At 72.5% G+C, this 18,745-nt stretch carries 18 protein-coding genes; 10 read left to right on the top strand and 8 right to left on the bottom strand.

The genetic code is table 11. From position 1 onward, the window contains the following. Positions 1-134 precede the first annotated feature (134 nt). On the bottom strand, positions 135-1,292 hold the full coding sequence (locus ABT342_RS24035; RefSeq protein ID WP_351577466.1) for a glycerate kinase: 1,158 nt from the start codon (positions 1,290-1,292) through the stop codon (positions 135-137). Between the two features lie 207 nt (positions 1,293-1,499). On the opposite strand from ABT342_RS24035, the gene ABT342_RS24040 reads away from it, so the two are divergent. The 3 genes from ABT342_RS24040 (at position 1,500) to ABT342_RS24050 (ending at position 3,998) form a co-directional block, all read left to right on the top strand. Next, positions 1,500-2,555, top strand: coding sequence for an ADP-ribosylglycohydrolase family protein (locus tag ABT342_RS24040; protein ID WP_351577469.1), 1,056 nt, complete (start codon positions 1,500-1,502; stop codon positions 2,553-2,555). A gap of 54 nt (positions 2,556-2,609) precedes the next feature. After that, complete coding sequence (locus ABT342_RS24045) at positions 2,610-3,101, top strand: NUDIX domain-containing protein (protein ID WP_351577472.1); 492 nt, start codon at positions 2,610-2,612, stop codon at positions 3,099-3,101. 165 nt (positions 3,102-3,266) lie between these two features. Further along, positions 3,267-3,998 carry an SIR2 family NAD-dependent protein deacylase gene (locus ABT342_RS24050; RefSeq protein ID WP_351577474.1) on the top strand — a complete coding sequence of 244 codons (732 nt, stop codon included), beginning with the start codon at positions 3,267-3,269 and terminating at the stop codon, positions 3,996-3,998. 54 nt (positions 3,999-4,052) lie between these two features. Here ABT342_RS24050 and ABT342_RS24055 read toward each other — a convergent pair whose 3' ends face one another. Then, positions 4,053-4,547 carry a methylated-DNA--[protein]-cysteine S-methyltransferase gene (locus ABT342_RS24055; RefSeq protein WP_351577712.1) on the bottom strand — a complete coding sequence of 165 codons (495 nt, stop codon included), beginning with the start codon at positions 4,545-4,547 and terminating at the stop codon, positions 4,053-4,055. A 26-nt stretch (positions 4,548-4,573) separates the two neighbouring features. Next, the gene (locus ABT342_RS24060; protein WP_351577477.1) at positions 4,574-6,052 is read right to left on the bottom strand and encodes an AlkA N-terminal domain-containing protein; all 1,479 of its coding nucleotides are present in this window, start codon (positions 6,050-6,052) and stop codon (positions 4,574-4,576) included. A gap of 216 nt (positions 6,053-6,268) precedes the next feature. On the opposite strand from ABT342_RS24060, the gene ABT342_RS24065 reads away from it, so the two are divergent. The 6 genes from ABT342_RS24065 to ABT342_RS24090 all read left to right on the top strand — a co-directional run bounded on the left by ABT342_RS24065 (position 6,269) and on the right by ABT342_RS24090 (position 11,880). After that, positions 6,269-6,358 (top strand): putative leader peptide, encoded by a 90-nt coding sequence (locus tag ABT342_RS24065; RefSeq protein WP_351577479.1) that lies wholly within the window; start codon positions 6,269-6,271, stop codon positions 6,356-6,358. Positions 6,359-6,622: 264 nt separating this feature from the next. Beyond that, a complete protein-coding gene (locus tag ABT342_RS24070; protein ID WP_351577482.1) occupies positions 6,623-7,579 on the top strand; it encodes an ABC transporter substrate-binding protein in 957 nt (318 codons plus the stop codon). A 111-nt stretch (positions 7,580-7,690) separates the two neighbouring features. Next, the gene (locus ABT342_RS24075; RefSeq protein WP_351577485.1) at positions 7,691-8,527 is read left to right on the top strand and encodes an ABC transporter ATP-binding protein; all 837 of its coding nucleotides are present in this window, start codon (positions 7,691-7,693) and stop codon (positions 8,525-8,527) included. Continuing rightward, positions 8,524-9,480 (top strand): ABC transporter permease, encoded by a 957-nt coding sequence (locus tag ABT342_RS24080; protein ID WP_351577488.1) that lies wholly within the window; start codon positions 8,524-8,526, stop codon positions 9,478-9,480. The genes ABT342_RS24075 and ABT342_RS24080 overlap by 4 nt, the downstream gene beginning before the upstream one ends. Positions 9,481-9,580: 100 nt before the next feature. Further along, positions 9,581-10,966, top strand: coding sequence for an LLM class flavin-dependent oxidoreductase (locus ABT342_RS24085; RefSeq protein WP_351577491.1), 1,386 nt, complete (start codon positions 9,581-9,583; stop codon positions 10,964-10,966). After that, a complete protein-coding gene (locus tag ABT342_RS24090) occupies positions 10,963-11,880 on the top strand; it encodes a TauD/TfdA dioxygenase family protein (protein WP_351577493.1) in 918 nt (305 codons plus the stop codon). The genes ABT342_RS24085 and ABT342_RS24090 overlap by 4 nt, the downstream gene beginning before the upstream one ends. A gap of 70 nt (positions 11,881-11,950) precedes the next feature. On the opposite strand, the gene aspA is transcribed toward ABT342_RS24090, so the two are convergent. Both aspA and ABT342_RS24100 read right to left on the bottom strand, forming a co-directional pair. Next, entirely contained in the window at positions 11,951-13,405 is a 1,455-nt protein-coding gene (aspA, locus tag ABT342_RS24095) for an aspartate ammonia-lyase (RefSeq protein WP_351577495.1), read from the bottom strand. 291 nt (positions 13,406-13,696) lie between these two features. Continuing rightward, positions 13,697-14,779 carry an asparaginase gene (locus ABT342_RS24100; protein WP_351577498.1) on the bottom strand — a complete coding sequence of 361 codons (1,083 nt, stop codon included), beginning with the start codon at positions 14,777-14,779 and terminating at the stop codon, positions 13,697-13,699. A gap of 209 nt (positions 14,780-14,988) precedes the next feature. Here ABT342_RS24100 and ABT342_RS24105 point away from each other — a divergent pair, with 209 nt between their 5' ends. Then, the gene (locus tag ABT342_RS24105) at positions 14,989-15,444 is read left to right on the top strand and encodes an Lrp/AsnC family transcriptional regulator (protein ID WP_351577500.1); all 456 of its coding nucleotides are present in this window, start codon (positions 14,989-14,991) and stop codon (positions 15,442-15,444) included. A gap of 57 nt (positions 15,445-15,501) precedes the next feature. Here the strand turns inward: ABT342_RS24105 and ABT342_RS24110 are convergent, their stop codons facing one another. From ABT342_RS24110 to ABT342_RS24120, 3 genes are all read right to left on the bottom strand, one after another. Then, the gene (locus ABT342_RS24110) at positions 15,502-16,014 is read right to left on the bottom strand and encodes an O-acetyl-ADP-ribose deacetylase (RefSeq protein WP_351577503.1); all 513 of its coding nucleotides are present in this window, start codon (positions 16,012-16,014) and stop codon (positions 15,502-15,504) included. Between the two features lie 43 nt (positions 16,015-16,057). Beyond that, positions 16,058-17,473, bottom strand: a complete 1,416-nt coding sequence (locus ABT342_RS24115) for a phytoene desaturase family protein (protein WP_351577506.1) — start codon at positions 17,471-17,473, stop codon at positions 16,058-16,060. A 399-nt stretch (positions 17,474-17,872) separates the two neighbouring features. After that, positions 17,873-18,745: an inositol monophosphatase family protein gene (locus ABT342_RS24120; protein ID WP_351577509.1), complete on the bottom strand. Its 873-nt coding sequence runs from the start codon at positions 18,743-18,745 to the stop codon at positions 17,873-17,875.

Here is an 18,745-nt window from a genome sequence, read left to right on the forward strand (position 1 = left end):
TCCTCCGCACCCCGCCGTTCCGGCTTTCGCGCCGCGCCCGGGGGGGCCGGGGGCGGCCGCCCCCGCCGGCCCCGAGCGCGGCCGGGGGCCCGCCCGGAGATCTCCGGGCGGGCCCGCGGCCGTGCTCGTACGGGTCAGCTTCCGGCCAGGAAGTCCCGTGCGATGTTCTCCGCGACCCGCTCCAGCAGCGGACCCGCCTGGGCCATGGCGACCGCCGGGTCCGACTCCAGCTCCAGCAGGGGGTAGGCGCGGGCGATCCCGGCCTGGCCGAGGGCCTCCGGGGTGAGCAGGAGACGGCCGCAGACCGCGACGACCTCCTTGCCCGCCGCGCGGGCCGCCGCGGCGACGCCCGCCGGCGCCTTGCCGTGCAGGGTCTGCTCGTCCAGCGAGCCCTCGCCGGTGATGACCAGCGTCGCCCGGTCCAGGGCCGGGGCGAAGCCCAGGATGTCGAGCATGAGCTCGATGCCGGGGCGGAAGGTCGCACCGAGGCCGACCAGCGCTCCGTAGCCGATGCCGCCCGCTCCGCCGGCGCCGGGCGCGACCGCGTACTCGGCGGCCTTCGGGCCGATGGCCTTCTCCAGGACCTCGGCGTAGTGCGCGAGCGCCGCGTCGAGGGTCGCGACGTCCTCGGGGCTCGCGCCCTTCTGCGGCCCGAACACGGCCGGTGCGCCCTTGGGACCGGTCAGCGGGTTGTCGACATCGCTCGCGAGGACGACGGACACGTCGGCCCAGCGAGGGTCGAGCCCGGTCAGGTCCGCGGTCGCGAGGTCGCGCAGCCCTCCGCCGCCCGGCCCGACGGGCTCGCCGTCCGCCTTCAGGAAGCGCGCGCCGAGCGCGGCCAGCATCCCGGCCCCGCCGTCCGTCGTCGCGCTGCCGCCGACGCCGAAGACGATCGTCCGGGCACCCGCGTCGAGGGCGGCGCGCAGCAGCTCGCCGGAGCCGTACGTCGTCGCCGTCAGGGGCGCGAAGACCCCTTCGGGCAGGTGCTGGAGACCGGACGCCTCCGCCATCTCCACCACCGCGGTCGTCTCCCGCAGTGCGTACGCCGCGGTCAGCGGCTCGCCGAGCGGTCCGGTCACCCGTACCTCACGGCGCTCGAAACCCGCCGCCACGGCCGCCGCGACCGTGCCGTCGCCGCCGTCCGCGACGGGAAGGGTCTCCACGGGAAGCCCCGGGACGACCCGCCGCAGCCCAGCCGTCACCCGCTCCGCGACCTGTACGGCCGTGAGCGAGCCCTTGAACTTGTCCGCCGCCACGAGCACTCGCGCCGCGGTAACTGCTCCGTCCGCCACCTTGCTATCCCTTGCTTTCGAACAGGCAGTCGCGCCGCCCTGACCCTATCCGCACCCCGAGACGGCGTGCCACCCCCTGATAACCCGGTATTTCGCACCATAGTCGTGCGGCATGGGTACGGAAGGTACGAAAACGATCGATCAAACCCTCGGCCGGAAGCAACCCGCGGCCGGAAGCCACGGACCATGAAGGGGTACACCCGAACCATGACCCCTCACGCCACACGAACGGCCGACCGGATCCTCGGCGGCTGGCTGGGCAGGATCGCCGGGAACATGCTCGGAAAGCCCATCGAGCGGGGGGACTACTGGACCCGGGACCGCATCGACCGCTATCTGCGGCTGACCGACGCGCTGCCGCTCACCGACTACCTCCCGGAGCCACCGCCGGGCACGGCCGGGACGGACTTCGAGCTGCGCCCGGACTGGCGCGGCTGCGTACGCGGCAGGATCCACGGCAGCTGCCGCGACGACGACGTCGACTACGCGATCCTCGGACTGCATCTGCTGGAGACTCACGGCTTCTCGTTCACGACCGAGCAGGTGGGCGAGCTGTGGCTGCTGCGGCTGCCGTATCTGCAGACGTTCACGGCGGAACGGGCGGCGTACCGCAACCTCGCGACCGGCCTCAAGCCCCCGCTCACCGCCACGTACGACAACCCCTACCAGGAGTGGATCGGCGCCCTGATCCGCGCGGACATCTTCGGCTGGACCTGTCCGGGCGACCCCCACCGCGCCGCCGCCCTCGCCCGCCGGGACGCGGTGCTGTCCCACACCGGCAACGGCGTCTACGGCGCGATGTGGGCGGCCGCGATGATCGCCGCGGCCGACGCGCGCGAGGCGATCGAGGCCGGTGTCGACCGCATCCCCGCGAGCAGCCGCCTCGCCCGCACGGTCCGGCACGCGACCGCCCTGTACGACTCCGGGCTGCCCTGGTCCGACGCGCTCACCGAGCTGGGCGAGGAGACCGGCCGCCTCGGCTGGATCCACTCCGTGCCGAACGCCGCGGTCATCACCTGCGGACTGCTGTACGGCGCCGGGGACTTCACCACCACCCTCGCCCTCACCGTCCGCGGCGGCCTGGACACCGACTCCAACGGCGCGACGGCCGGCTCGGTGGCCGGCGTGCTGTGCGGCGCCTCCGCGATCCCGCCCCAGTGGACCCGTCCGCTGGCGGACCGGGTGCGCAGCGCGGTGTTCGGCTTCGACGGGGCACGGATCGGGGAACTGGCCGACCGTACCGCCCGTTTGGCGTACATCTGACGCGAAGAGCCCGGCACGGGTCACTCACGCACCGCGCACGATTAGGCTGCCACAGTGACCTCCTCGGATTTCTCCACGTACCTCGCCGGCCTCCCCCGCGTCCTCGCCGGCGCCGCCACGCTCTTCCGGGACGCGGAGGGGCGGATCCTGATCGTCGAGCCGAACTACCGCGAGGGCTGGACGCTGCCCGGCGGGACCATCGAGTCCGACTCCGGGGAGACCCCGCGCGAGGCAGCGCGCCGGGAGACCCTCGAGGAGATCGGTCTGGACGTCGAGCCCGGCCGGCTGCTCGCGTTCGACTGGGCGCGGGGGCCGGGGCGGCCGCCGATCGTGGGGTACGTGTACGACGGCGGGGTGCTGACCGGGGAGCAGTTCCGGGCGATCCGGCTCCAGGAGGAGGAGCTGATCTCGTGGAAGCTGGTGGCGCGCGACGAGATCCCGACGTGCCTCATCGGCGGCCTGGGCCCGCGGGTGCTGGCCGCGCTGGAGGCACTCGCGGACGGCACGGGGCCGGTGGAGCTGGTGGACGGCAAGCCGGCGGGCTGACCGGCGGAACTGGTGGACGGCAGCCCGACGGGCTGACCGGCGGAACTGGTCGACAGCAACCCGGCGGGCTGACCGGCGGAACTGGTCGACAGCAACCCGGCGGGCTGACCGGCGCCCGGTGAAAACGGCTCGCTGCCGGGCCGTTCCGCTCCGTACGCTCGCGGCATGACTCTCGTCGCGATCCTCAGCGGCGCCGGCATCTCCACCGACTCCGGCATCCCCGACTACCGCGGGCCGAACGGCCTGTGGCGGCGTGATCCCGAGGCCGAGAAGCTCGTCACGTACGACTTCTACATGGCCGATCCGGACATCCGGCGCCGCGCCTGGCGCATGCGCAGCGACAGCCCGACCCTGCGCGCCGAGCCGAACGCGGCGCACCGCGCGGTGGCCGGGCTGGAACGGGCGGACAACGGCGTGGCCGTCCGGGTGATCACGCAGAACGTCGACGGACTGCACCAGTTGGCCGGGATGCCCGCGCGCAAGGTCCTCGAACTCCACGGCACCGCCCGCCAGGTGGAGTGCACCCGCTGCCACGCGCGCTCCCCCATGACGGACGCGCTCGCCCGCGTCGCGGCGGGCGAGACCGACCCGCCGTGCCGGTCCTGCGGCGGGATCCTGAAGTCGGCGACGGTCATGTTCGGGCAGCGGCTCGACCCGGTGGTGCTCGGTGAGGCGATGGGCATCGCGAAGGCGGCCGAGATCTTCATCGCGGTCGGCTCGAGCCTTCAGGTGCAGCCTGCCGCGTCGCTGGCGGGAATCGCCGCGGACGGCGGGGCCCGGCTGATCGTGGTGAACGCCGAGCCGACGCCGTACGACGACCGCGCCGCGGAGATCATCCGCACTCCGATCGGCACGGCGCTGCCGGAACTGCTGGACCGCATCGCGGCTGAGGGGTAGCACCCCCAGGAGGTGTCCGGTGGATCCTGCTGGGCTCGATCCACCGGACACCCCCTAGAACAGCGCCCCGGCCTCCGCCCCGCTTTCGAACGCCAGCAGTCGCTGCTTGCGCCCCAGCCCGCCCCCGTAACCCGTGAGGCTGCCCGTCGAGCCGATCACCCGATGACACGGCACGATGATCCCGATCGGGTTCTTGCCGTTCGCCAGGCCGACCGCCCGGGACGCGCCGGGGTTGCCGAGGGCGTCCGCCAGCTCGCCGTAGGTGCGGGTCTCGCCGTACGGGATCAGACACAGCTGATCCCAGACCCGGCGCTGGAACGGCGTGCCCATCAGCCGCAGCGGCAGGTCGAAGTCCTTCAGCTCGCCCGCGAAATACGCGTCGAGCTGGCGGATCGCCTCGCCGAAGGGGCGGGGGTCCGGATCCCCGAAGGTCTCCTCGGCGGGGCGGTGGCGCTGTTCGGTCATGTAGAGGCCGCTGAGGACGGAGTCGGTGGCGACGAGGGTGAGCGGGCCGTACGGGCTGTCGACGACGGTGTGGGTGCGGTTCATGGTCATGGTCATGGTCGTGGTCCGGGTCATCGGGCGGGGAGCTGGTTGATGGGGTGGTCACCGGTGGCCCACATGTACTGGACGGCGTAGGCGCGCCAGGGCCGCCAAGAAGCGGCGCGGGCGGTGAGCGCCGCCGGGCTCGACGGCAGGCCGAGGTCGGCGGCGGCGCGGCGGATGCCGAGGTCGGTGGGGAGGAAGGCATCGGGGTCGCCGAGCGCGCGCATCGCGATGAGCTCGACGGTCCAGGGGCCGAAGCCGGGCAGCACGGAGAGCTGCGCGCGGGCCTCGTCCCAGTCGCTGTCGGCGCCGAGCCGCAGGGTGCCGTCGGCGAGGGCGCCGATCAGTGTGGTGAGGGTGGTGCGCCGGCTGCGCGGGAACGCGAGGGTCTCCGGGTCGAGCCCGGACAGCGCCTCCGCGCTCGGGAACAGGTGGGTGAGCCCGCCCTCGGGGTCGTCGACAGGGGTTCCGTGCGCGGTGACCAGCCTCGCGGCGTGGGTGCGGGCGGCGGCCGTCGACACCTGCTGGCCGAGGACCGCGCGTACGGCGAACTCCGCCGCGTCGGCGGTACGCGGCACCCGCCTGCCCGGTGCCTTGTCCACGTGCGGCGCGAGGAGCGGATCGGTACGCAGCTGGTCGTCGATGGCGACGGGGTCGGCGTCGAGGTCGAGCATGCGGCGGCAGCGGCTGATCGCGAGCGTGAGGTCGCGGGGGTCGGTGAGGGAGAGCCGGCAGGCGATGTGGTCGGGGCGCGGGGCGAGGGACACGATGCCGTGGCCGTGCGGGAGCGTGAGCGTGCGGCGGTACGCGCCGTCGCGCCACTCCTCCACGCCGGGTACGGCGGTCGCGGCGAGGTGCCCGAAGAGGTTGTCGGGGTTGAGGGGCGCGCGGTACGGCAGGCGCAGCGCGAGCACGCCGGGGGTGGGCGCGGGCCGCGTACCGCGCCCCGCCGCCCGGGCGCGCAGCTCGCTCGGGGCGAGCGCGAAGACTTCGCGGACGGTGTCGTTGAAGGTGCGGATGGAGGCGAACCCGGCGGCGAACGCGACCTCCGCCATGGGCAGCGCGGTCGTCTCGATGAGCAGCCGGGCGGTCTGCGCCCGCTGCGCGCGGGCCAGGGCGAGCGGTCCCGCGCCGACCTCGGCGAGCAGTTGCCGCTCGATCTGCCGGGTGGAGTACCCGAGCCGGGCGGCCAGTCCGGGGACGCCTTCACGGTCGACGACCCCGTCCTGGATGAGCCGCATCGCCCGGGCGACGGAGTCGGCGCGGGCGTTCCACTCCGGGGAGCCGGGACTGGTGTCGGGGCGGCACCGCTTGCACGCCCGGAAACCGGCCTGCTGGCAGGCGGCCGCGCTGGGGTAGAACGTCATGTTCTCGGCCTTGGGCGGGACGACCGGGCAGCTCGGGCGACAGTAGATCCGGGTCGTCAGGACCGCGGTGAAGAACCAGCCGTCGAAGCGGGCGTCCTTGGCCCGAACAGCCCGTACGCAGCGTTCGGTGTCGGTGTGCATGGCTCAAGCATCGGGGACGGCGGCGGGCGGGGCTGGCGGAAAAACGACATCAGCCTTGAGGGACGGCTTCGGGCGACGGCCTCGGGGCGCGCGGGCGGTCGACGATCCGGATCACGCCGAATATGAACGCAATACTTCCCGTGTGTGGCAAGGAATTCAGGATGTGAGACGTCTTCCCGGGACTCGTTGACGTGGCCGGTTTTCACTGCCAGCCTCATGGACGTGAGCCAGTCCGAGAACCTCGCCGCGCGCCGGCACGTCGATCTGCGACGTCAGGCCAGCGCCATCTGTGCGGTCGGCCGTTAGGGCCTGATCCACCGCACAGGCCCTGGGTACTGCCCGGCCGGCCAGCGCGTCGCCCCTTCCCCGGCGGCCCCGACTGCTCGCCGCATTCCGTGAATCTCCGTGAATCTCCGCGAATCTCGGTCAATCGCGGATTCCTCGCAGGAAATTCCTGACGATATTCCGTTTCGTCTCCCGGGTATTTCCCCTGCCCTGATTCAGGCGCCGGTGCCTCCATGCCCCTTGTGGCACACCGGCCGCCCTCTCCTCCCCGAACAGGACATTCCCATGGCCACGCTGACTCCGGCGACCCGACGACAATTCCTCACGCTGCTCGGCCTGTCGGCCGCCGCGGTCAGCTGCGGCACGGCCGTCGGCGGCGGCACCTCCGGCAGCGGCCGGACCGGGACCCTCCGGTACCAGGGATCGGCGGGTCTGGTCACGCTGCCGGAACTGGCCGAGGACCTCGGCTATCTGGAGGACGTGAAGCTGGAGTGGGTCGGCAACACGATCAGCGGCCCGCAGGACATCCAGTCCGCCGCGACCGGCCAGACGGACTTCGGCGGCGCGTTCAACGGCGCGGTCGTCAAACTCGCCGCGAACGGCACCCCCATCAAGTCCGTCATCAGCTACTACGGCTCCGACAAGGACGCCTTCAACGGCTATTACGTGCTCGAGGACAGTCCGCTGCGCTCCGCGCGCGACCTGATCGGCAAGAAGGTCGGGATGAACACCCTCGGCGCGCACGCCGAGGCGCTGCTCGACATCTATCTCGAGCGCGGCGGCCTCTCCCGCGCGGACCGGGACCGGGTCGAGCCGCTGGTCATACCTCCGGTCAACGCCGAGCAGTCCCTGCGCCAGAAGCAGATCGACGTGGCTGTGCTCGGCAACATCCTGCGGAACAAGGCCGTGGCGGCCGGAGGCATCCGGCCGCTGTTCACCGACTTCGAACTGCTCGGCGCGTTCAGCGCCGGTACGTACGTGATGACCGACCGCTTCCTCCAGCAGAACCCCGACACGGCACGGACCTTCGTCACCGCGGTGGGCAAGGCCATCGAGTGGTCGCGCACGACTCCACGCGAGGAGGCCGTCGCCCGGATGACGGAGATCGTGAAGAAGCGCGGCCGCAACGAGGACACCCGCGGCCCTGCGGTACTGGAAGTCCTACGGCGTCGCCGAGACAGCGGGCCGCATCACCGGCAAGGAGCTCCAGCTGTGGATCGACTGGCTGGCCGAGCGCGGTGACATCAAGAAGGGCCAGGTCAAGCTCGGCGACCTGTTCACCAACGAGTTCAACGCGGCCGGCGGGGGCCGTGGACCGTCCGCGTCCGTGACGACGAGCAGGAGCTGATCCGCATGGCGGAAGCCACCAGACCCAAGATCGTGTTCGAGCGGGTACGGAAGGACTTCACCGTCAAGGACCGCTCGGGTGCCCGGCAGGCAAGGGAGTTCACCGCCCTCGACGGCGTCGACCTGGAGATAGCGGCGGGCGAGTTCGTCGTCGTGGTCGGCCCCAGCGGCTGCGGCAAGTCGACCCTGCTGGACCTGCTGGGAGGTCTCGCCCGGCCCACCGAGGGGCGCATCCTCCTCGACGGCGAGCCGGTGAGCGGCCCCGGCCTGGACCGCGGCATCGTCTTCCAGCAGTACGCGCTGCTTCCCTGGCGCACCGCGCAGGGCAATGTCGAGTTCGGACTGGAGGCCACGGGCGTCCCGCGGCGCGAGCGAGCCGCAAGGGCCAGGGAGTTCCTGGACCTGGTCGGCCTCTCGGGGTTCGAGGCGCGCCACCCGCACGAACTGTCGGGCGGGATGCGGCAGCGCGTGGCCATCGCCCGGAGTCTCGCGTACGACCCGGATGTGCTGCTGATGGACGAGCCGTTCGGCGCGCTGGACGCCCAGACCAGGGAGACGCTCCAGGACGAGCTGCTGCGGATCTGGCAGCGCACCGGCAAGACGGTGGTGTTCATCACGCACAGCATCGACGAGGCCGTCTACCTGGGACAACGGGTCGCGGTGATGACCTCGCGGCCGGGCCGGATCAAGCAGGTGGTCCCGATCGCGTTCGACTCCCGTACGGCCACGGACGATCCGCGCTCCAGTCCCGGCTTCGCGCGCCACCGGCACGAGATCTGGTCGCTGCTGCACGACGAGGTGGCGACGGCCCAGCAGTTGGAGAAGGAAGGCGTCGCCGCATGAGCCCCGCGACCGGCACGACCACCACGACGAGTACGGTCACCGCGACCGGTGAGGCGGCCACGGAGCGGCCCCCGGCCGGGAATCCCGAGAGGCTCGCGGCCACGGCGGCCACTCCCGTCGTACCAAAGGAGGTGTCCCGCCCCGCGGCGCGGGCCCGGTGGGCCGGTCGCCGGCTGTCCCACCTCCTGCTGACGTGGGTCACCAAGTCGGCGGCGATCGCGGCGCTGATCCTGCTGTGGGAGACCGCGCCACGGCTGGGGCTGGTCGACCGCACCTTCCTGCCGCCGGTCAGCGAGGTCGCCGTCGCCTGGTGGCAGCTGGCCGCCGACGGTCAGCTCGCGGACAACACGTGGGCCAGCCTGACGCGTTCGTTCATCGGCTTCGGTCTGGCTGTCGTCGTCGCCGTCCCGCTCGGTCTGCTGATCGGCTGGTACCGGCCGGTCGCCGATGTTCTCGGCCCGCTGCTGGAGGTGTTCCGCAACACCGCGGCGCTCGCCCTGCTGCCGGTGGTCGTCCTGCTGCTGGGCATCGGGGAGACGTCCAAGATCTCCATCGTGGTGTACGCCTGCACCTGGCCGATCCTGCTGAGCACGATCAGCGCCGTGCGCACCGTCGACCCGACGCTGTTCCGGCTGGCCTCGTCGCTGGACCTGTCGGCGCCCCGGCTGTTCCAGAAGGTGATCCTGCCGGCCTCCGTGCCGGTCGTCTTCACCGGGATCCGGCTGGCCGGAGCCGCGTCGATCCTGGTGCTGGTCGCGGCCGAGATGATCGGCGCCAAGGCGGGGCTCGGCTATCTGATCAACGCCTCGCAGTACAACTTCGCGATCCCGCAGATGTACGCGGGCATCATCACGATCTCCGCCATCGGCGTGGCGTTCAACCAGCTGCTGGTGGCCCTGGAACGGCGCCTCAGCTCCTGGCGCGTCCCGACGGCCGCCGCCGCGTGCGTCTGACCACGGGCGGACCGGCCCTGCCGCAGGCGCTCGCACCTCTCCGCGCCGTTCCGCCTCTTTCCCGCTCGTTCGTCATCGCTCCTCACCGTCAAGGAACCTCATGACCGCGACCGCTCCCCGTCGGCTGCATCTCAACGCCTTCCTGATGAACGCCGGCCACCACGACGCCGCCTGGCGGCATCCGCGCACCCGGCCCGAACGCGTCACCGACCTGCGCTACTTCCAGGAGCTCGCCAGGGCCGCCGAGCGCGGCCTGTTCGACTCGATCTTCTTCGCCGACGGCCTGGCGCTGTGGGGCAACGTCCGCCACAACGCGCTCGGCGGCTTCGAACCGCTGACCCTGCTGTCCGCGCTGGCCGCGGTCACCGAGCGGATCGGACTGATCGCCACCGTCTCCACGACCTTCGACGAACCGTTCCACACCGCCCGCAAGTTCGCCTCGCTGGACCACATCAGCGGTGGCCGGGCCGGCTGGAACATCGTCACCTCCGGCAGCGTCAACGAGGCCCGGAACTTCGGCCAGGACGAGCACCTGGAACACCGCCTGCGGTACGAGCGGGCCCGGGAGTTCGTCGACGTCGCCACCAAGCTGTGGGACAGCTGGGAGGACGACGCGATCCTGCTCGACCGGGAGAGCGGCGTGTACGCCGACACCGCCAAGGTGCGCGAGATCGGCCACCGCGGCACGTACTTCGGCGTCCAGGGCCCGCTGAACGTCCCGCGCACTCCGCAGGGCTGTCCGCTGCTCGTGCAGGCGGGTTCCTCGGAGGACGGCAAGGAGTTCGCGGCCGAGTACGCGGAGGCGGTGTTCACCGCTCAGCAGAGCCTCGCCGACGGACAGGCCTTCTACAAGGACCTCAAGAGCCGTCTGGCCCGCTTCGGACGGGCCGAGGACGACCTCAGGATCCTGCCCGGCATCTGCCCCGTGATCGGGTCGACCGAGGCCGAGGCCCGCGCGCTGGAGCAGGAACTGACCGAGCTCCAGGTGCCCGAGTACGGACTCGCCCAGCTGTCCGGGATGCTCGGCACCGACCTGACCGGGCTGCCGCTGGACGGGCCGCTGCCCGAGTTGCCCGAGGAAAGCGAGATCAACGGCAACAAGAGCCGCTTCACGCTCGTCGCGGAACTCGCCCGCCGCGACGGTCTGACCCTGCGCGAACTCATCGCCCGCCTCGGTGGGGGCCGCGGCCACCGGGTCTTCGCGGGCACCGCGGAGCAGATCGCCGACGAGCTGGAGGAGTGGTTCACGCAGGGCGCCGCGGACGGCTTCAACATCATGCCGCCGCTGCTGCCCAGCGGGCTCACGCACTTCGTGGACCAGGTGGTGCCGGAGCTCCAGCGCCGCGGCCTGTTCCGCACCGAGTACACCGGCAGCACCCTGCGCGAGCACTACGGACTGCCCCGGCCCGCCAACCGCTTGGCCCCGGGAGCCTCCCTGCCCCTCACCCCCGCCGACTCCACCACTCAGGAAGGAACCCACGCATGACTGCCGGCACGGGCTTCGACATCCGCAGGATCGGCGGCCGGATCGGCGCCGAGATCCTCGGTGTGGACCTCTCGGCCGACCTCGACCCGGCGCTCGTCGGGGAGATCAACGCCGCGCTCCTGGAACACAGGGCACTCGTCTTCCGTGACCAGCGGCTCGACGACGCCGGACAGCTCCGCTTCGCCTCCCTCTTCGGCGAGCTGACCACCGCCCACCCCACCGTCCCCTCCGTGGAGGGACAGCCCCACATCCTGGCCGTCGACGGTGACGAGGGAATCCGCGCCAACCAGTGGCACACCGACGTCACCTTCGTCCGTACGCCCCCGAAGGCGTCCACGCTGCGCGGCATCGTCGTCCCGCCCTACGGCGGCAACACCCTGATCGCCAACTCGGCCGCCGCCTACCGTGACCTGCCCGAGCCGCTGCGCGAGCTGGCCGACAAGCTGTGGGCGGTGCACACGAATGCCTTCGACTACGCCGCCTACGCCGCCTACGCCGCCCCGAAGAGCGAGAAGGCCGCCGAGCACCGCAAACGGTTCGTCTCGCGGAAGTACCGCACCGCGCACCCCGTGGTCCGCGTCCACCCCGAGACCGGTGAACGCGGGCTGTTCATCGGCGGGTTCGCCCAGAGCATCGTGGGCCTCGGCCCGTCCGACTCGCGCGATCTGCTGCGGCTCTTCCAGTCGTACGTCACCCGCCCCGAGAACGTTCTCCGCGTGACCTGGACCCCGGGGGACCTCGTCCTGTTCGACAACCGCATCACCCAGCACTACGCCCCCGACGACTACGGCGACCTGCCGCGCCTGCTGCACCGGGTGACGGTCGCGGGCGACGTGCCCGTCGGCGTCGACGGCACGGCCAGCCACACCATCGAGGGCGACGAAGCCGCCCACTACACACCCGCCGCGGCCTGAGCCGCACGGACGCCGCCGGGCGGGGGCGCCTGCTCCCCGCCCGGCGGCGACGTGGCGCGTTCGCGGACGGTCAGCCGCCGAGGGCCGCCGCCTCGGCCGCGTGGACGTGCGGACGGGCGAGATTGTCCGGGAGCAGGATGCGCTGGAGCTCGTCCTCGGTCAGCAGGGCCCTGTCGAGGACGAGGTCCTGCACACTGCGGCCGGTCCTGAGGGCTTCCTGGGCGACGGCGGTGGCCTGCTCGTAGCCGATGTGCGGGTTCAGCGCGGTCGCCAGGCCGATGGAGTGGGCGACGAGGTGGGCGAGGTGCTCACGGTTGGCGGTGATGCCGCTGACGCAGCGTTCGGCGAGGGTCAGGCAGCCGGCCCGCAGGTGGGTCAGGCTCTTGAGCAGGCTGTGGGCGATGACAGGCTCGAACGCGTTCAGCTGGAGCTGGCCCGCCTCGGCGGCCATGGTCACCGCCATGTCGTTGCCGATGACCTCGAACGCGATCTGGTTGACCACCTCGGGGACGACGGGATTCACCTTGCCCGGCATGATGCTCGAACCGGCCTGCACCGGCGGCAGGTTGATCTCGGCGAACCCGGCACGTGGTCCGCAGGACAGCAGCCGCAGGTCGTTGCAGGTCTTGGAGAGCTTGACGGCGATCCGCTTGAGCACGCCGGACAACTGGACGAACGCACCGGCGTCCTGGGTGGCCTCGACGAGGTCGTCGGCGACCGTCAGCGGCAGTCCGGTGATGGTCCGCAGATGCCGGGTGGCCAGCGCCGCGTACCGGGGGTGGGCGTTGAGTCCGGTGCCGATCGCGGTGCCGCCGAGGTTGATCTCACGGATCAGCTCGCGTGCCTCCGTGAGCCGCTTGTGGTCCTCGCCGAGCATGACGGCGTACGTCGCGAACTCCTGGCCCAGGGTCATGGGCACCGCGTCCTGGAGCTGCGTACGGCCCATCTTCAGGACGTCCGCGAACTCCTCCGCCTTGGCCGCGAACGCGGAGCGGAGCACCTCCATGGCGTCCAGCAGACGCTGGGCGGTGAAGTCGAGGGCGATCTTCACGGCGGTCGGGTAGACGTCGTTGGTGCTCTGTCCCGCGTTGACGTCCTCCAGCGGGTGCACGTGTCCGTACTCGCCCCGGCGGTGGCCGAGGAGCTCCAGGGCGCGGTTGGCGACGACCTCGTTGGCGTTCATGTTCGTCGAGGTGCCGGCGCCGCCCTGGATCACGTCGACCACGAACTCGCCGTGCAGCTTCCCGGCGCGGATCTCCTCACAGGCGCTGACGATCGCGTCCGCCTTGCGCCCTTCCAGCAGGCCGAGCTCCCGGTTGGCGAGGGCGGCGGCCTGCTTGACGCAGGCGAGGGCGGCGACGAGGTCCGGGTAGGCGGAGATCGGGGTGCCGGTGATGGGGAAGTTCTCCACCGCCCGCAGGGTGTGGATGCCGTAGTAGGCGTCGGCGGGGACGTCCCGGTCACCGAGCAGATCGTGCTCGGCCCGGAACGCGGGCTGGGGGTGGGCGTGGGCGTGCGTGGCCATGGAGGCGTGGACTCTCCTGTAGAGGGTTTCGGCGGACCGGGCGGCTGTCTGTGCCGTACGCCCTTAGGTCCTGTCCGGTGGATCGGGCCGGATCAGCGCGCGGGCCAGGGCACGCGAGCCCGGCAAGATCCGAAAGACAGGCCCTAGGCCGTGTCTGACAAATCCCGCCTGGCGCGCGACGCCCGGCACGAGTACGTCCAGTACGAGGATGATCCTCCGCCTTGCGATTGCACGCACCGGACGCCGCGCGCCCCGCCCTGCGGGCGGACGGCGGTATTTGTCAGACACGGCCTAGGCCTGGACGAGCTCGGCAGCCGGGCCGGCGTCGGCGGACACGGCCTTGGTCGCGGTCGCGGAACCGGGCTTGGTCGCGACTTCGGTCTCGCGCTCGCCCTCCGTCTCACCCAGCACGCGCCGCAGTACCCGGTCCCGCTCCCGCGGGTCGGTGGCGGCGAGCAGTGCGGTGAGGACCGCGATCCGGGCCTGGCCGGCGCGCAGCGTGCCGGTCGGCACGGCGCCCGCGGCGACGAGGTCGACCGCGCCGCCGTGGGTGTAGATCTCGGCGACCGGTCCGCCCTGGACCCGGGTCGTCAGGGCGACGAGCACACCGCGCGCCGTCGCGGAGGCGACGGCCTCGACGATCTCGGGGGTCGCGTTGCCGGCGCCGGTGGCCACCAGGACGATCCCCTGCGCCCCGGCGTCCACGGCCGCGTTCAGCAGCAGCGGGTCGGCGTCGGCGTGGTGCATCACCATGTCGACGCGGGGCGGGGTGTCGGGCATACCGGGCAGCGCGAGCGCGGCGGGGCGCTGCGGACGGCGGAGTACGGAGACGCGTCCGAAGCCGATGTTCCCGATCCGGGCGCCGGAGGGGTCGGCGAACGCGTCCGGGGCGAGCGTCTGCGTCTTGACGGTGCCCCGGGCCTGGTGGACCTTGCCGTCGAAGGCGACGAGCACGCCGAGGCCGCGCGTGGTGGCGGCGGTCAGCAGCGCGTCATGGAGGTTGCCGGGGCCGTCCCCGTCGGCCGCGTCGAGCGGCAGCTGAGCGCCGGTGAAGACCACCGGGCGGGGGTCGTCGTGGTGGAGGTCGACCAGGAACGCCGACTCCTCCAGGGTGTCGGTGCCATGGGTGACGACGATGCCGTCCACGTGGGGGTCGGCGAGGACCTCGTGCACCGTACGCAGCAGGGTGAGCTGGTGGACGGTGGTGAGGCGGGGGCTGTTCACGCTGAACAGGTCGACGACCTCGATGCTGACGTCTTCGGGCACCGCGGCGGTCGCCATGACCTCGCTGCCGTCCGCGTCGGCGGCGAACCCGGAGCCCTGCCAGCGGCTGGCTATCGTCCCGCCGGTGCTGATGACGACAATCCGTCCCACAGTGTCCACTCCTCGTCCGTGCCTGCCGCGGGTGGGCGGCGTTCGGCGGGGCACGCGGCCCGGCCTCGCTCGTGGCCCCGGCCGGGCTGCGCCCCATGGCTGACCCGGGGATGGCCGGATCAGGCGAGCAAGATAATAGAACCTTTGTCCCGCAATTTGATCGCGAATCCCGCCCCATCGGTCGGAAAACCGGGGTGGATAATTGCGTCATGGACGAGATCGATCGAGAAATCTTGCGCGAGCTCCAGAACGACGGCCGCCTGAGCAATCAGGAACTCGCGCAGCGCGTGGGCCTGACCCCCTCACCGTGCATGCGCCGGGTGCGCCAGCTGGAACAGGACGGGGTGATCCAGGGCTATCGGGCGGTCATCGACCCGGAGGCGGTCGGCCGGGGCTTCGAGGTCCTCGTCTCCATCGAGGTCAAGCGCGACCGCGAGGCGGTCGAGGCGTTCGAGGCCGCGCTCCAGGACATCCCCGACGTCATCGAGGCCTACCGGCTCTTCGGGAGCCCGGGGTGCCTGCTGCGCATCGCGGTGGCGGACCTCCGCGCGTACGAGCGGCTGTGGATCGAGAAGCTGACCGCGCTGTCCGGCGTCACCGAGGTCAACTCGCAGATCATCATGAAGCGGATCAAGGAGCCGCGGGGCCTGCCGGTGGACGGCTGACCGGACGTCCGCACGACGTCCGCTGGACGTCCGCGCGGCAGCCCCGGCCCCCGCCCGTCACTGGGCGGCGAAGGCCTCGTACGCCCGCTCGTCGAACAGCACGAAGCGGACCTCCTCCACGGCGGTCCGCGTCCCCCGGACCGTCTCGACGGCGATTCGCGCGGCGTCGTCCATCGGCCAGCGGTAGACGCCCGTCGAGATCGCCGGGAAGGCCACCGTGCGGGCGCCCAGTTCGTCGGCGACCCGCAGCGACTCGCGGTAACAGGAGGCGAGGAGCGCGGAGCGGTCCTCGCTCTGGCTGAATACGGGCCCCACGGTGTGGATCACCCACCGCGCGGGCAGCTTCCCGGCTGTCGTCGCGACGGCCTGCCCGGTCGGGAGACCCTTCCCGTAGTGCGACGCGCGCAGGTCGCGGCACTCGGCCAGGATCTCCGGACCGCCCCGCCGGTGGATGGCCCCGTCGACTCCGCCGCCGCCGAGGAGCGAGGAGTTGGCGGCGTTGACGATCGCGTCGGCGTGCTCGTCGGTGATGTCGCCCCGGACGAAGGTGATGGCGGGCTCGGTGCTCATACGCCCATCATCGCGCTCAGTGCCCACAGCGCCCACAGCGCGCTCAGCTCCCGCGGAGGTGCCGCCACACCGCCTTCGCCGCGTTGTGCCCCGACATCCCGTGGACCCCGGGCCCCGGCGGGGTCGCGGACGAGCACAGGAAGACCGCCGGGTGCGGGGTCGAGTACGGGAAGAGGGACAGCTTGGGGCGCAGCAACAGCTGGAGCCCGCTCGCGGCGCCGCAGGCGATGTCCCCGCCGACGTAGTTGGCGTTGCGCGCGGCCAGCTCGGGCGGGCCGGCCGTGGCGCGGGCCAGGACGCGGTCGCGGAAGCCGGGGGCGAATCGCTCGATCTGGCGCTCGATCGCGTCCGTGAGGTCACCCTCCCAGCGGTGCGGGACATGGCCGTACGCCCAGAAGACGTGCTTTCCGGCGGGGGCGCGGGAGGGGTCGACCAGGCTGGGCTGGGCGGTGATCAGGAACGGGGTGGCGGGGGCCTGACCGCCGGAGGCCTGGCGCAGTGCGGTGCCGATCTCCCTGCTGCTGGGGCCGACCTGTACGGTGCCGGCCCGGCGCGGCTCCTCGGCCGTCCAGGGGACAGGGCCGTCGAGGGCGTAGTCGATCTTGAATACGCTCGCGCCGTAGCGGTAGCCGTCGTAGACGCGGCCGAGGCCCGCGATCCGCGCCAGGGCGGTCGGGGACGTGTCGAAGACGTACGCGCGGGCGGGCGGCAGATCGTCGAGCCGCTTGATCTCGGTGCCGGTGTGGACGGCGCCGCCGAGGTCGCGTACGTACGCCGCGAGGGCGTCCGAAATGGACTGCGAGCCGCTGCGCGGCATCGGCCACCCCCCGGCGTGCGCCGCCAGCGCGAAGACGAGACCGACCGCGCCGGTGGCGATGCCGTCCAGCGGGGCGATCACGTGGGCGACGAGCCCGGCGAACAGCGCACGCGCGCGGTCGTCGCGGAACCGGCGGAACAGCCAGGTGGACGGCGGCAGTCCGGCGAGACCGAAGCGGGCGAGGGTGACCGGGTCGCGGGGCAGCGCGGTCAGCGGGAGGGACATGAAGTCGCGGGCGAGCGTGTCCCACTTGCCGTGGAACGGGGCCACCAGGCGGCGGTACGCCCCGGCGTCCCGGGGCCCGAAGGAGGCGGCGGTCTCCGCGATCGAGCGGGACAGCACGGCGGCGGTGCCGTCGTCGAACGGGTGCGCCATCGGGAGTGGCGCGTGCAGCCACTCCAGCCCGTACCGCGCCAGCGGCATCGCCTTGAAGGCGGGCGAGCCCGCGCCCAGCGGATGCACGGCGGAGCACGGGTCGTGGCGGAATCCGGGGAGCGTGAGCTCCTCGGTCCTCGCGCCGCCGCCCACGGTGTCCCGGGCCTCGAACACGGCAACGGAGAAGCCTCGGCGGGCCAACTCGGCGGCTGCCGTCAGTCCGTTGGGGCCCGCCCCCACGACGACGGCATCGAGCATCGACGGCACCTTCGGACTCCTTCATCAGCCGACGGCCAGGAGAACCAGGATATTCGCCGCCACTGACAGCACGACCGGGGGTCGTCGACCGCGTGGCCGGAAGGAGCTGTCCCGGGCCCGAGCGCGCCGCTCGAGCGGGGTGGGGGCACCGCCGACGCTGCCATGGCGCCCGGTCAGCGGCATCCCGGCCACGGGCCTCCGGTGGCGGTGCACGATCCGGTCGAGCGGCGGCGCCCCCTTCCGCCCCGCGGGACTTCGCACCCCGGGTGGCCCCGGCCCGCGCGCCCCGGACGCGCCCGAGGCCGCCGCGGCGGCGGAGCCGGCCGCGCAGGTCCGCGTCGCGCCGGGCCGACGCTCGGCGTGACCGGCGGCGGCGTACGGACCCCGGCATGCCACCGCCGCTCGGGCTTACGCGGCGGGTGCCCGGCGGCTCCCGGAGCTGAGGAGCGTGCGCAGGCGGTCGGCCGTCCGTGCGTCACGGGCGGCGGTGAACGGCAGCGCGTTGCCGCCCGTGATCCGGAAGGGCTCGCCCGTGCGGGTCAGGTCGGTGCCGCCCGCCTCGCTGACGAGGAGCAGACCCGCCGCGTGGTCCCACGCGTTCTCCCAGGAGAAGGCGATCGCGTCCAGCTCGCCACGGGCCACCGCCAGGTACTCCAGGCCCGCGGAGCCGCACGGACGGGCGTGGATGTCGTCGGTGATCAGGGCGAGCAGGGCCTGCTTCTGCTCGGGGGTGGTGAAGTCCGGGTGGGACATGGCCACTTCGAGGACCGCTCCGGGCTCCGGCGCACCCGAACGTATCGGCGTGCCGTCCACCCGCGCGCCGTGGCCGCGCACCGCGACCGCCATCTCGTCCAGCGCCGGGGCGAAGGTCCAGGACGCCAGCACCTCGCCGTGCCGGGCGAGCGCGACGAGCGTGCAGAAGCCGGGGTCACCGTGGACGAACTGCCGCGTGCCGTCGACCGGGTCGACGATCCACACGGGGGCGTCCCCCTGCAGCGCGTCGTACACCGCGGGGTCCGCGTGGACGGCTTCCTCCCCCACCACGACCGAGCCCGGCAGCAGCGCGGTCAGGGAGGCCGTGAGGTGCTCCTCCGCACTGCGGTCGGCGATCGTGACCAGGTCGTGCGGGCCGTTCTTCTCGATGATCTCGTGCGCGGCGAGCTGCCGGAAGCGCGGCATGATCTCGGCGGCGGCCGCCTTGCGGACCGCCTCCTCGACCAGGGCGAGGTTTCCGGACTCCCAGGGGTTGCCGGTCGTCCCGGCCAGAAACTCTTCGGTCAT

The organism is Streptomyces sp. NPDC000410 (assembly GCF_040300305.1).
Lineage (GTDB): Bacteria > Actinomycetota > Actinomycetes > Streptomycetales > Streptomycetaceae > Streptomyces.

What these genes read in the sequence shown, in the direction of transcription:
- ABT342_RS24090 (WP_351577493.1), top strand. Translation starts at nt 10,963, where the DNA reads ATGACTGCCGGCACGGGCTTCGACATCCGCAGGATCGGCGGCCGGATC.
- ABT342_RS24040 (WP_351577469.1), top strand. Translation starts at nt 1,500, where the DNA reads ATGACCCCTCACGCCACACGAACGGCCGACCGGATCCTCGGCGGCTGG.
- ABT342_RS24065 (WP_351577479.1), top strand. Translation starts at nt 6,269, where the DNA reads ATGGACGTGAGCCAGTCCGAGAACCTCGCCGCGCGCCGGCACGTCGAT.
- ABT342_RS24085 (WP_351577491.1), top strand. Translation starts at nt 9,581, where the DNA reads ATGACCGCGACCGCTCCCCGTCGGCTGCATCTCAACGCCTTCCTGATG.
- ABT342_RS24060 (WP_351577477.1), bottom strand. Translation starts at nt 6,052, where the DNA reads ATGCACACCGACACCGAACGCTGCGTACGGGCTGTTCGGGCCAAGGAC.
- ABT342_RS24080 (WP_351577488.1), top strand. Translation starts at nt 8,524, where the DNA reads ATGAGCCCCGCGACCGGCACGACCACCACGACGAGTACGGTCACCGCG.
- ABT342_RS24120 (WP_351577509.1), bottom strand. Translation starts at nt 18,745, where the DNA reads ATGACCGAAGAGTTTCTGGCCGGGACGACCGGCAACCCCTGGGAGTCC.
- ABT342_RS24055 (WP_351577712.1), bottom strand. Translation starts at nt 4,547, where the DNA reads ATGAACCGCACCCACACCGTCGTCGACAGCCCGTACGGCCCGCTCACC.
- ABT342_RS24110 (WP_351577503.1), bottom strand. Translation starts at nt 16,014, where the DNA reads ATGAGCACCGAGCCCGCCATCACCTTCGTCCGGGGCGACATCACCGAC.
- ABT342_RS24070 (WP_351577482.1), top strand. Translation starts at nt 6,623, where the DNA reads ATGGCCACGCTGACTCCGGCGACCCGACGACAATTCCTCACGCTGCTC.
- ABT342_RS24050 (WP_351577474.1), top strand. Translation starts at nt 3,267, where the DNA reads ATGACTCTCGTCGCGATCCTCAGCGGCGCCGGCATCTCCACCGACTCC.
- aspA (WP_351577495.1), bottom strand. Translation starts at nt 13,405, where the DNA reads ATGGCCACGCACGCCCACGCCCACCCCCAGCCCGCGTTCCGGGCCGAG.
- ABT342_RS24105 (WP_351577500.1), top strand. Translation starts at nt 14,989, where the DNA reads ATGGACGAGATCGATCGAGAAATCTTGCGCGAGCTCCAGAACGACGGC.
- ABT342_RS24075 (WP_351577485.1), top strand. Translation starts at nt 7,691, where the DNA reads ATGGCGGAAGCCACCAGACCCAAGATCGTGTTCGAGCGGGTACGGAAG.